Origin of the sequence: Winogradskyella sp. HB-48, assembly GCF_049942685.1 — a bacterium.
GTDB lineage: Bacteria > Bacteroidota > Bacteroidia > Flavobacteriales > Flavobacteriaceae > Winogradskyella.
This window is the reverse complement of the sequence record NZ_CP187934.1, coordinates 3,086,531-3,099,807: the sequence shown is the minus strand read 5'-3', so window position 1 is coordinate 3,099,807 and position 13,277 is coordinate 3,086,531. Positions and strand designations below refer to the sequence as shown.

Below are 13,277 nucleotides of genomic sequence, written 5' to 3'. Positions count from 1 at the left end.
CATAGGATGGAGATTAACAAAAATTTTAACAGTTTTATAAACAATTAAAATGTTCTGTTCCGCTTAGCATAGTACGACCAAACAATAGAGCTCGTTTTGTAGTAGTTAGAACGTTTAGGGAGTTCTTTACGCTTTTTTAGTATACTTCCCAAATTCAGATAAAAAGTACCATGTGCTTTTAAAATTGCCAAAAAATGCAATGGTTTGAGTTGCAATAAAAATCTAACACCAGCAACACCATCTAAAAGCATTCTTGTTATAGTCTTAGAAAACACATTGCTGTCAGTGTTCTTAACTAATGTCATAAGACTATTTCTAAAGTTTAGGTATGTCTTTTTAGGGTTAGAATTATTTAGAGTTGCACCACCAACATGATACACTGTAGACGCACCAACATATTGGGTGTTATAATTTCTGTTGAAAGCACGCCAGCACAAATCAACCTCTTCCATATGCGCAAAATAACTTTCATCAAAACCGTTTAAGGCTTTAAAGGCATCATTTTTTATAAAAAAACAAGCACCAGAAGCCCAAAAAATATCTATAATATCATTGTATTGTCCTTTATCTTCTTCAATACTGTCGAAAATGCGACCTCTGCAGTAAGGATAGCCATATTTATCTATAAAGCCACCAGCAGCACCAGCATATTCAAATTTAGACTTGTCTTTGTAATCTAATATTTTGGGTTGAAGAATTGCAGGATTACTCTCTGAATTGAACGCTTTAATAATTGGATTAAGCCAATCCTTAGTAACTTCAATATCGCTATTTAGCAGACAAAGCAGTGGTTCAGAAATATGTTTTAGTGCTTCGTTATAACCTTTGGCATAACCGCCATTTTCATAATTTTGAATTATTGTAACCTCAGAAAAAGAAGTTTTTAAAAATTCAACAGAATTATCGGTAGAGGCATTATCAGCAACATAAATTTTAGCACCTTCAGAATACTTTAAAACAGAAGGTAAAAATTGTTCTAAAAGAGCTCTACCGTTCCAGTTTAAAATAACAATTGCTATGTCTTTGTCACGATACATCTATACCCTTTTGTAATTCGGAATGTCTTTTAAAAACTGATAACGTTCAGCCTTTATATCCATTTGACAATAATAGTGATTTAAACCGTTTGTTACCATGAGGAATTCTGCATTTAACGCTAAATTATAACGTGCAATTTGGTCAAAAGTATCTTGATTTATGATGACTTCATAAGATTTACATTCAACGATGAGTAGAATACTACCATCAGAATTAAAGATGACAATATCATAGCGTTTTTTTAAGCCATTAATATTTAATTCCTTTTCAACATTAATTAAGGATTTAGGATAGTTTTTCTCTTTTATTAAATAGTGTACACAATGTTGCCTAACCCATTCTTCGGGTTGAAGGACAATGAATTTTTTCCGAATAACATCAAAAATAGAAACTTTATTTTCTGTACTTTTGAAGCGGTATTCAAACTGTGGAAAGTTAAGTTTTTGCACTTCACAAAATTAAAATTATAATATCATTCGAGCAAACGATTTAAGAGATTGGACGAAGTAAAAGCATTAGTTTCAGACATAAAAAAGGGGCAGATTAAACCCATCTATTTTCTTATGGGTGAGGAGGCTTATTATATTGATAAAATTTCAGATTTTATTGAAGATAATATTTTAGATGAAGCCGAAAAAGGGTTTAATCAAATGGTGCTTTACGGAAGAGATGTAACGATTGAAGATATTGTAAGCAATGCCAAACGTTATCCTATGATGGCAGAGCGGCAAGTGGTCATAGTAAAAGAAGCTCAAGATTTAAGCCGTACCATTGAAAAGTTAGCGGATTATGCCACTAATCCTCAACCTACAACCGTTTTAGTGGTTAATTATAAGTACAAAAAAATTGATAAGCGCAAAGCCCTTTATAAAGCTATTAATAAGCATGGAGGTGTGGTTTTTGAAGGTAAAAAACTATACGAAAATCAAGTTCCAGATTGGATTAGACGTGTTCTTAAAGGACAAGGTTATGATATCTCACCCAAGGCAGCTCAGATGTTAGTTGAGTTTTTAGGAACGGATTTGAGTAAAGTAAACAATGAACTCAATAAACTAAAAATCGTTCTACCACAAGGCACGCAGATTACACCAGAGCATATAGAGGAAAACATTGGTATTAGCAAAGATTTCAATAATTTTGAGCTTAGAAAGGCAGTTGGTGAGCGCGATATTTTAAAAGCGCAGCGTATAGCAAAATACTTTGGCGATAATCCAAAGGATAACCCAATAGTGGTTACTGTATCTCTATTGTTCAACTTTTTCTCACAACTATTGCACCTTCACGGCATGTCGGATAAAAACCCTAGAAGTGTTGCTTCGGCATTGGGCGTTAATCCGTATTATGTAAATGAGTATTTAATTGCTGCTCGCAATTATCCCATGAAAAAAGTAAGTGAAGTGGTTGCTTTACTAAGAGAGTTTGATGTAAAAAGCAAAGGTGTAGGGGCCAATGCAGTACCTCAAGGAGACTTACTTAAAGAGTTGTTGGCAAGGATAATGAGTTAGCTATTTTATAACTAGGTGTTTTCTAGTTATACTCTTATCCGCAACATCTTCAATGGTTATAAGATATATTCCAGAATTTAAATCTGATACATCAATTTGCTTTTTATTTGATGTTTTCACAAGTTGACCTGTAACAGCATAGATTTTAGTTTGAAGATTATCTTCACTCAATATGATTTCTGTTGAAGCCGGATTAGGATAAAATGAGAAAGGGGTAAGTTCAGTTTTATCTAGGGAAAGGGTGGAGGTATTAAAACTGTATAATGCTGATTGAAGTGCACCGTTTTCCTCTGCCGTAATGTAATACTCGTTAGCATTTATTGGATAAATACCTTCAATTTGAAAAGAATAATTCGCAGGCACAGCAATAGATGTTTTTGTAACACCTCCGTTAGAAAATAAACCTGAGTTGAAACCGCTCAACTCAATTAAAAATGCACCATTACTATCAAAACCCGTAATAATAATTTCATTACTTAATGTGTTGAATGTTGCGCCAGAAACCAAACCACCTGCTGTAATATTATCAATCATAGTAATGCTATGTGTGCCAGGTGTTTTAGGCAATTCATATACATTAGTATTTCCATCTAGCCAGTTTCTGGTGAAGACATAAAGGGTGTTATTATAATGTATTAAGCTCTCAGCATCAAAATTTGTTGCAAAGGGGCTTGTTGTAAAATCACTTTGGTCAGCGTAGCTAAAGTTAATGACATCAGCCGTTACCGAAGTATTGTTCAAGTAATCCGAAATGGCAATTCTGTAAACTTTTAAGTCGGTTCTATCACCTTGGTAATTACCAAAATCACCAATATAAATATACGTTCCATCTTGTGCGAGATCTTCCCAATCTATATTAGTAGCATTGGTAACGGTAACCGTACGAATTACATTTCCTGTTGCTATATCGATATCGAAGAGTTCATTCGTATTGGCACTATCATTATGTGTGATTAGTGTATTGTTGATGTATAATAACCCTGAGGTTTCATTAACGGTTGTATCTAATGCAGTTTCTAATGTAAACTGTTGTGCGTTGATGCAAAAAAATGACAAAAACCACAAAACACTAAGACAGGCAATAGTTCTCATAGCTAAAAATTAAAACTTAAAAGTACATAACTTGGGATTTTTACCAATAAAAAAACTCATGAGCCACGTTTATTTGGGTTAAAACTATAGTTTTCGATAATAATGTAATAGTTCTTCATCTGATGTTGGTAATGTTCCTACACCTTTCAACCCAAAACCTAATCGTTCTAATAGTTTTCTCGAAGCTGAATTTTCTTCTAATGTATAAGCGCTTAGTTCTGAAAGACCATGATTTAGTTTCATTATTTCTATAAGTTTTGAAGTCGCTTCAAACGCATAACCTTTGCCTTCAAAAGATGGTAAAAATGCAAAACCTATATCTGGCTGTTTTTTTCCTTCTCTGTGGTAAACACCGCAAGTACCCAATTTTTCATCATCAGATTTTCTAATGATAACATTATTACCATAACCGTGAGTTGCTAGTTGCTTTAATGCTTTTTCTTTAATGTAATTTTCTGCATCTTCAACAGTTCTTACATTTCTATCACCAATAAATTGAATCCATTTAGGTGTGTTCATTAATTCTAAAACAAATGAAGCATCACTTGTGGTTATTGGTCTAATGTTAAGTCGTTGAGTTTCAAAGGAATTTTTCACTACTAATTTAATATGAGTACATTATTATTCTATTGAATCGGAAAACCTTATTTTTACTTTCCTAATTACATTTTTCAATATACTGAATAATCCATGAAAATATTCTCTAAGGAACAAATATACGAAGGTGATAGACTTACTGCCGAGCGCCAAAATATTTCCTCTACTGATTTAATGGAACGTGCAGGAACCCAGATTTTTAATTGGATTCATATGCGTATGCAAGGTGCTCAAGTACCAGTTCATGTATTTTGCGGTATAGGTAATAATGGAGGAGATGGTTTGGTATTGGCAAGACATTTAATTATTCATGGTTATAATGTGGTGACATATATTGTAAATTGTAGTGATAAACGCTCTAAGGATTTTTTAATTAACTATGATCGAATAAAGTCTACTACTAAAGACTGGCCAAAAATGCTAAGTTGTTCAGGGGATTTTTCAGATATCGTTATTGATGAAAGAGATATTATAGTAGATGCGGTTTTTGGTATTGGTCTCAATCGTCAGCCTAATAAATGGGTTCAAGAATTATTTCTAAAATGGAGAGCCTCAAAAGCATTTACCTTGTCGGTAGATATTCCTTCAGGATTATATACAGATAAGGCTATTGAAGACGAAGACGCTGTAGTACATGCAAATTATACCCTTAGTTTTCAATCTCCAAAATTGATTTTTTTCTTACCTGGTACTTCAAAATTTACAGTACAATGGGAAGTCTTGGATATAGGGATTGACCGTGATTATTTAATGCAAGCCGAAGCTAAAGCAGAACTGATTTCAAAATTTGAAGTTTTACCACTCTACAAACCAAGAGAAAAGTTTTCGCACAAAGGTAATTTTGGACATGCATTAATAGTTGGAGGTAGTTATGGAAAAATTGGCGCTGTTAATTTGGCCAGTAGAGCAGTATTAAGTTCAGGCGCTGGATTGGTCACTGCGTTTATACCTAAATGCGGGTATCACAGTTTGCAGGCTTCTTTCCCAGAAGCTATGGTCATTACAGATAAAGAGGAAGGGTGCATCACAGATATCTCTTATGATATTGAGCCTAACGTTATAAGTATAGGCGTAGGAATGGGTACAGCAGATAAAACAATAAAAGCGTTAGAATTATTTTTAAAAAGTAACAAAGCTCCACTTGTTATAGATGCAGATGGTTTAAATATTTTATCAAAAAAGAAAGAATTATTAGAATTATTGCCAGAACAAACAGTTTTAACCCCACATCCTAAAGAATTAGAGCGTCTGATAGGAGAGTGGTCAGACGATTTTGATAAACTAAAAAAAGTAAAAGCGTTTTCTAAAAAGTACAAGGTCATAGTTGTAATTAAGGGTGCTAATACAATTTCAGTTTTTGGTGATAAACTTTATATAAACACAACAGGAAATCCAGGAATGGCAACTGCTGGCACAGGCGATGTATTAACCGGAATAATTACAGGTTTAATAGCACAAGGTTATGAGCCATTAGCGGCAACAATTTTTGGTGTGTATTTACACGGCAAATCAGCTGATATTTCATTGGAAGATTATGGTTATCAAAGTTTAATAGCAAGTCATATCATTGAAACTTTAGGCGAAGCCTATATCGATTTGTTTAAGCAACCAGAACAACCAGAACAACCCGAGCAATCGCAACAAGAAGATCAACAAGAAGGACAATAAACAGTTATGAATAACTATCATATTATATCATCAGATGTTTTAGATATTGTAACTATTTACAATATTTTTAAAGATAAAAAGAAGCTTAAACTTTCGGAATCATCTATTCAGAGAATAGAAGATTGTAAAACATATCTCGATAATAAATTAGCGAGCAATAAAAAGCCAATGTATGGTATTAATACAGGTTTTGGTTCATTATATAATGTCAAGATATCAGATAAGGACTTAACCAAGTTACAGGAGAATTTAGTAATGTCTCATGCATGTGGTACTGGTGATCGTGTACCTGAATCTGTGGTAAAGGTGATGTTATTGTTGAAAATACAATCATTAAGTTATGGTCATAGTGGTGTGCAGTTAAAAACTGTTGACCGGTTGATAGACTTCTTCAATAATGATATTTTTCCGTTTGTATATACTCAAGGTTCTTTAGGTGCCTCAGGGGATTTAGCACCTTTAGCTCATTTAGCATTACCACTTTTAGGAAAGGGAAGTGTTGTGCATAATGGTGAAAACTACGATGCATCAGAGTTATTAGAGAAATTCAATTGGGAACCTATAAAGCTCGAAGCCAAAGAAGGATTGGCTTTATTGAATGGAACCCAATTTATGAGTGCCTATGGTGTGTATTTATTGTTAATGTCTCACAAAACATCTTATCTAGCTGATATAATTTCAGCGATTTCTTTAGATGCATTTGATGGTAGGTTAGATCCTTTTCATGATTTGGTACATGATGTAAGACCACATCCAGGTCAGCGTAAAGTAGCCAAACGTTTTAATGAACTTTTAGAAGGAAGTGAGCTAATTTCTAGAGAAAAAGAGCATGTTCAAGATCCGTATTCGTTTAGATGTATTCCACAGGTTCATGGTGCGACAAAGGATACTCTAGATTTTGTAGAGAAAGTTATTCTAACTGAAATTAACTCTGTTACTGACAATCCTAACATTTTTTCAGAAGAAGATTTAATTATTTCAGGAGGCAATTTTCATGGACAGCCATTGGCTTTAGCCTTAGACTACTTAAAAATTGCTATGGCTGAAATTGGAAATATTTCCGAACGAAGAATTTTTCAATTAGTATCTGGTTTACGAGGTTTGCCAGCTTTTTTAGTTGATAACCCAGGATTGAATTCTGGTTTTATGATACCTCAATATACCGCTGCTAGTATTGTTAGTGCTAATAAGCAATTGGCAACACCAGCTAGTATTGATAGTATTGTTTCTAGTAATGGACAAGAAGATCATGTAAGCATGGGAGCCAACGCAGCAACTCAAGCCTATAATTTAATTAGAAATGTGGAGCGTGTTATTGCTATTGAGTTGATGAATGCATCCCAAGCTCTAGAGTTTAGAAGACCAATGAAAACTTCCCCATTATTGGAGTCTTTCCTAGAACATTATAGAAAAGCAGTACCTTTTATAAAAGAAGATGAAGTTTTGCATGACGATATTGAAGCATCTATTCAGTTTTTGAAGGACGTAGATATTGAAGTGGAAGAATTGTTCTTAAACAATTATGGAGTAGAGAAGCATTAATTAAGTAATTACTTAGCTCTTTTTTATTAAATCTTTTGCCCATTTGATAGCATCATCTAATTCTGTGAATATTTCAAAAGGCTTTCCGAAGAACATCTGTTCTATTTGCGCATTAATCTTAGCTTGATATTTATCAGAAACTACGGCAAAACCTTTTAAATACTTGACTCTTGTAGCTCTAGGATAGACGTTAGGATCAACAGAATACGAATTAACTCTATGGGTGATGTACACAAATGGTTTATTATAATAATCTTCTATGACCTCAATTAAAGCTTCATTATGCTGATGGTCCAAGTGTACACCTTCGTTAATTTGGGCTATTACATATTTATCGTAGAACGAAAGCGTACAAAACTTTAATTTTACAACAGTTTCGTGCATTTTAGATTAATTCTTAGTATTAAGATAAAAAAAACTCCTCAAAAATTGAGGAGTTTTAACTAAAAATATTTCATTTATTATGATTCAGTAGGCTTACTAGAGCTCTTGACTTTAATTTTCAGCTCATCATTTTTAGTGTCTAAATCCAGGGTAATTGTGTCTCCTTCTTGGATTTTAGAATTGATAATCTCTTCTGCAAGAGCGTCTTCTACATACTTTTGGATGGCTCTATTAAGAGGTCTTGCACCATATTGCTTATCAAAGCCTTTGTCAGCAATAAATTCTTTAGCCTTATCGGTGAGAACTAGATCGTAACCTAAATCTTTAATACGTTTTACAAGCTTAACTAATTCAATATCAATAATTTTGTTGATGTCTTCTTTTTCTAAAGCATTAAAGACAATAACATCGTCAATTCTATTCAAGAATTCTGGTGCAAATGCTTTTTTAAGAGCATTTTCTATAACACCTTTTGCATGGTCAGATTCTTGAGCTTGTTGTGCAGATGTACCAAAGCCAACACCAGTACCAAAGTCTTTTAATTTTCGAGCACCAATATTAGAAGTCATAATGATTATAGTATTTCTGAAATCGATTTTGCGACCTAGACTATCAGTTAAATACCCATCATCAAGAACTTGTAGAAGCATGTTGAAGACATCTGGATGTGCTTTTTCAATCTCATCTAAAAGAACTACAGCATAAGGTTTACGTCTTATTTTTTCAGTAAGTTGGCCCCCTTCTTCATAACCGACATATCCTGGAGGCGCACCAATAAGTCTCGATACAGCGAATTTTTCCATATATTCACTCATATCTATTCTTACTAGAGCGTCATTACTGTCAAATAATTCACTAGCTAATACTTTGGCTAACTGTGTTTTGCCAACACCGGTTTGTCCTAAAAAGATAAATGAACCAATGGGCTTATTAGGGTCTTTAAGACCAGCTCTATTGCGTTGAATAGCTTTCACTACCTTTGCAACAGCAATATCTTGCCCAATAACACGTCCTTTGATAAGCTCTGGTAACTTTGCTAATTTATTTAATTCGGTCTGAGCGATTTTATTTACAGGTATACCAGTCATCATTGATACAACGTCAGCAACATTGTCTTCTGTTACAACCTCTCTATGCTGTTTGGTTTCTTCTTCCCATTTTTCTTGAGCAGTTGCTAATTCTTTTTCTAGACGTTTTTCGTCATCTCTAAGTTTAGCAGCTTCTTCGTATTTCTGTTTTTTTACAACACTGTTTTTGGTTTCCTTAACCTCTTCAAGTTGTTTTTCTAGTTCAATTATTTGTTTAGGAACATCAATATTTGTGATGTGTACTCGAGAACCAGCTTCATCCAAAGCATCAATTGCTTTGTCTGGAAGAAAACGTTCTGTCATGTATCTGTTTGTCAATTTTACACAAGCTTCAATAGCTTCAGGTGTATAATCAACATTGTGGTGATCTTCGTACTTGGCTTTTATATTGTTGAGTATTTCTATAGTTTCTTCAACAGAAGTAGGTTCAACAATTACTTTTTGAAAACGACGTTCTAAAGCGCCATCTTTTTCAATATACTGTCTATACTCATCTAAAGTTGTAGCACCAATACATTGAATTTCGCCTCTTGCTAAGGCAGGTTTAAACATATTTGAAGCATCTAAACTTCCTGTGGCACCACCAGCACCAACAATTGTATGAATCTCATCAATGAAAAGAATAATATCGTCGTTTTTTTCAAGCTCGTTCATAACAGCCTTCATACGCTCTTCAAACTGACCTCTATATTTTGTACCAGCTACCAAACTAGCTAAGTCTAGAGTAACTACGCGTTTATTAAAAAGTGTTCGTGAAACTTTACGTTTAATAATTCTTAAGGCTAAACCTTCAGCAATTGCAGACTTACCAACTCCTGGCTCTCCGATTAATAAAGGATTATTCTTTTTACGTCTACTTAATATTTGTGAAACACGTTGTATTTCTTTTTCTCGACCCACTACAGGGTCTAATTTACCTTCTTCGGCAAGCACGGTTAAGTCTCTGCCAAAGTTATCTAAAACAGGTGTTTTAGACTTTTTATTTGTTTTACCTGACTGACTTCCGCCAAATGGATTTTGCTTTGCATCATCCTCTTCATTGACATCGTCGTCTGAGTATGATTCGGCTTTTGGTTCATCTAGGTAATCATCTTCACTTGTAATCATAGATTTAAATTCGTCTTTAACATTATCATAATCAACTTTCAGTTTGTTTAACAACTTTGTAGTTGGGTCATTTTCGTTTCTTAAAATACACAACAACAAGTGCGCTGTGTTTATGGAGGTACTTTGAAACAACTTAGCCTCTAAGAACGTTGTTTTTAAGGCACGCTCTGCTTGTCTTGTAAGGTGCAAGTTTTTCTTTTCGTTCGATGTTGTGGCAATGTTAGGATTGGCCGGACTTAAAATTTCGACTTTACGTCTTAAATGATTTAAGTCAACGTCTAGTGCGCTCAATATATCTATAGCTTTTCCGTTACCATCTCTTAAGAGGCCTAACATTAAGTGTTCTGTACCTATAAAATCATGGCCTAGACGTAAAGCTTCTTCTTTGCTAAATGCAATAACATCCTTAACTCTTGGGGAAAAATTATCATCCATATTAAAATCCTTTCTGCATTAAAAATAATAAAAACATATTATCTAATGACAAAAACCATACCTTAAATAAATTGTTTTAACGAATAGACTAAAAAAGGATTTCAAATCAAAGTAAATTTAATGATACTTATTAACGAAAAAGATATTAAAAATTGTTAATAAAAACTCTCAAATTAGGCTTTTAAAAGTACTTTAAACACTACTAAATTGGTTATATTAGCACGTTTTGAAAACCTACAAAAATCTAATTAATTTTATATATGGCAGAAGGAGAAAAACTCATTCCGATTAACATTGAAGATGAAATGAAATCAGCCTACATTGACTACTCAATGTCGGTCATTGTGTCACGTGCGCTACCAGATGTAAGAGATGGCTTAAAACCAGTTCATAGGCGTGTACTTTATGGTATGCATGAACTAGGTGTTAGGGCAAACACAGCTCATAAAAAATCTGCAAGAATTGTTGGTGAAGTATTAGGTAAATACCACCCACATGGAGATACTTCTGTTTATGACACTATGGTTCGTATGGCTCAGGAATGGAGTTTAAGATATATGTTAATAGACGGACAGGGTAATTTTGGATCTGTAGACGGTGATAGCCCAGCAGCAATGCGTTACACAGAAGCTAGAATGCAGAAGATTTCTGAAGAAATGTTAGCTGATATTGAAAAGGAAACAGTTGACCATAAGTTGAATTTTGATGACACTTTAGAAGAACCAACAGTTCTGCCTACACGTATTCCGGGATTACTAGTCAATGGTGCTTCTGGTATTGCGGTAGGTATGGCAACCAATATGCCACCACATAACCTTACAGAAGTTATTAATGGGACTATTGCATATATCGATAACAATGACATTGAGGTTGATGAATTAATGCAACATATTAAAGCGCCAGATTTTCCAACAGGAGGAACAATTTATGGTTATGATGGTGTAAAGGAAGCTTTTCATACAGGCCGTGGTAGAATTGTAATGCGTGGTAAGGCCAATATTGAAGAGGTTAATGGACGTGAGTGCATTATTGTAAATGAAATTCCATACCAAGTTAACAAAGCAGATATGATTAAAAAGACTGCAGACTTGGTAAACGACAAAAAACTTGAAGGTATTTCTACCATTAGGGATGAGTCTGATAGAAAAGGAATGCGTATTGTTTACGTTTTAAAGCGTGATGCAATTCCAAACATAGTTTTAAACAAATTGTATAAGTATACAGCTTTACAATCATCCTTTAGTGTAAATAATATTGCTCTAGTAAATGGTCGTCCACAGCTTTTAAATTTAAAAGAGTTAATTCACCACTTTGTAGAGCATAGGCACGAAGTTGTTGTAAGACGTACACAATTCGAGTTAAGAAAAGCTGAAGAACGTGCACATATCTTAGAAGGCTTAATTATAGCTTCAGATAACATAGATGAGGTAATTGCACTTATCAGAGCGTCAGCAAACGCAGATGAGGCAAGAGCCAAGTTGATAGAGCGTTTTAAGCTTACGGATATTCAAGCAAAGGCGATAGTAGAAATGCGTCTACGCCAGTTAACGGGTCTAGAACAAGACAAGTTAAGAGCTGAATATGAAGAACTGATGGTAACGATTGAAGATCTTAAAGACATCCTAGACAAAAAAGAGCGTCGTATGGATATTATTAAGGAAGAACTTGAAGTTATCAGAGATAAATATGGGGATGAACGTCGTTCTACTATAGAATACGCAGGTGGAGACCTGAGTATTGAAGATATGATTGCAGATGAGCAAGTGGTCATTACTATTTCTCACGCTGGTTATGTAAAACGTACTTCTCTAACGGAATATAAAACACAAAATAGAGGAGGAGTAGGACAAAAAGCCTCTACAACAAGAAATGAAGATTTCTTAGAGCATTTATTTGTTGGCACAAATCACCAGTATATGTTATTCTTTACTCAGAAAGGAAAATGTTTCTGGATGCGAGTCTATGAAATTCCCGAAGGTTCAAAAACCTCAAAAGGAAGAGCAATTCAAAACCTTATTAACATAGAGCAAGATGATAAGGTAATGGCATTTATCTGTACTCAAGACCTAAAAGATGAGGATTATATTAACTCTCATTATGTCATTATGGCAACGAAGCAAGGTCAGGTTAAGAAAACATCTTTAGAACAGTATTCAAGACCTCGTACTAATGGTATTAATGCCATTACGATTAAAGATAATGATGAGCTATTAGAAGCAAAATTAACAACCGGTAATAGCCAAGTAATGTTGGCTTTAAAATCTGGCAAGGCCATCCGTTTTGAAGAGGCCAAAACAAGGCCTATGGGACGTAGCGCTTCAGGAGTTAGAGGAATTACTTTAGGGCATAAAAAGGATGAAGTAATAGGTATGGTAACAATTGAAAACCCTCAAGAAGAAACAGTACTTGTTGTCTCAGAAAACGGTTACGGTAAGCGTACATTTATTGACGACCCAGAAGATGGTGAAGCTGTATACCGTATTACAAATAGAGGAGGAAAAGGGGTTAAAACCATTTCTATTACTGAAAAAACAGGAAGCCTAGTTGCAATAAAGAGTGTGACAGATTCTGATGATTTAATGATTATTAATAAATCTGGAATAGCCATTCGTCTAGCAGTAGAAAACTTACGTACTATGGGTAGGGCTACTCAAGGTGTAAAACTAATTAACCTCAAGGGTAATGACTCCATAGCTGCTGTTGCTAAAGTAATGAAAGATGATGAGGAAAATACTGATGATTCAAGCATCGAAAGTGATGAAAATCAAATAACAAATGAAGATGGCACGGCTATTGATAATAATGAAACAGAAAACTAAAA

General features: G+C 34.2%; 10 protein-coding genes. 4 read left to right on the top strand and 6 right to left on the bottom strand.

Features of this window, described 5'->3' with window-relative positions:
* Positions 1-44: 44 nt before the first annotated feature.
* Complete coding sequence (locus tag ACPX19_RS13870) at positions 45-1,037, bottom strand: glycosyltransferase family 2 protein (protein WP_426430628.1); 993 nt, start codon at positions 1,035-1,037, stop codon at positions 45-47.
* Complete coding sequence (locus ACPX19_RS13865) at positions 1,038-1,487, bottom strand: type I restriction enzyme HsdR N-terminal domain-containing protein (RefSeq protein WP_426430627.1); 450 nt, start codon at positions 1,485-1,487, stop codon at positions 1,038-1,040.
* 48 nt (positions 1,488-1,535) lie between these two features.
* Here ACPX19_RS13865 and holA point away from each other — a divergent pair, with 48 nt between their 5' ends.
* Complete coding sequence (gene holA / locus ACPX19_RS13860) at positions 1,536-2,543, top strand: DNA polymerase III subunit delta (protein WP_426430626.1); 1,008 nt, start codon at positions 1,536-1,538, stop codon at positions 2,541-2,543.
* Here holA and ACPX19_RS13855 read toward each other — a convergent pair whose 3' ends face one another.
* Positions 2,544-3,635: a T9SS type A sorting domain-containing protein gene (locus ACPX19_RS13855; protein WP_426430625.1), complete on the bottom strand. Its 1,092-nt coding sequence runs from the start codon at positions 3,633-3,635 to the stop codon at positions 2,544-2,546.
* Between the two features lie 84 nt (positions 3,636-3,719).
* Positions 3,720-4,232, bottom strand: a complete 513-nt coding sequence (locus ACPX19_RS13850; RefSeq protein WP_426430624.1) for a GNAT family N-acetyltransferase — start codon at positions 4,230-4,232, stop codon at positions 3,720-3,722.
* Positions 4,233-4,325: 93 nt separating this feature from the next.
* Here ACPX19_RS13850 and ACPX19_RS13845 point away from each other — a divergent pair, with 93 nt between their 5' ends.
* Positions 4,326-5,900, top strand: coding sequence for an NAD(P)H-hydrate dehydratase (locus ACPX19_RS13845; protein ID WP_426430623.1), 1,575 nt, complete (start codon positions 4,326-4,328; stop codon positions 5,898-5,900).
* A 6-nt stretch (positions 5,901-5,906) separates the two neighbouring features.
* A complete protein-coding gene (gene hutH, locus ACPX19_RS13840) occupies positions 5,907-7,442 on the top strand; it encodes a histidine ammonia-lyase (RefSeq protein ID WP_426430622.1) in 1,536 nt (511 codons plus the stop codon).
* Between the two features lie 12 nt (positions 7,443-7,454).
* Here the strand turns inward: hutH and ACPX19_RS13835 are convergent, their stop codons facing one another.
* Both ACPX19_RS13835 and ACPX19_RS13830 read right to left on the bottom strand, forming a co-directional pair.
* Complete coding sequence (locus tag ACPX19_RS13835; protein WP_426430621.1) at positions 7,455-7,826, bottom strand: hypothetical protein; 372 nt, start codon at positions 7,824-7,826, stop codon at positions 7,455-7,457.
* 77 nt (positions 7,827-7,903) lie between these two features.
* Positions 7,904-10,456: an ATP-dependent Clp protease ATP-binding subunit gene (locus ACPX19_RS13830; RefSeq protein WP_426430620.1), complete on the bottom strand. Its 2,553-nt coding sequence runs from the start codon at positions 10,454-10,456 to the stop codon at positions 7,904-7,906.
* Positions 10,457-10,716: 260 nt separating this feature from the next.
* On the opposite strand from ACPX19_RS13830, the gene gyrA reads away from it, so the two are divergent.
* Entirely contained in the window at positions 10,717-13,275 is a 2,559-nt protein-coding gene (gyrA, locus tag ACPX19_RS13825) for a DNA gyrase subunit A (protein WP_426430619.1), read from the top strand.
* Positions 13,276-13,277: the final 2 nt, after the last annotated feature.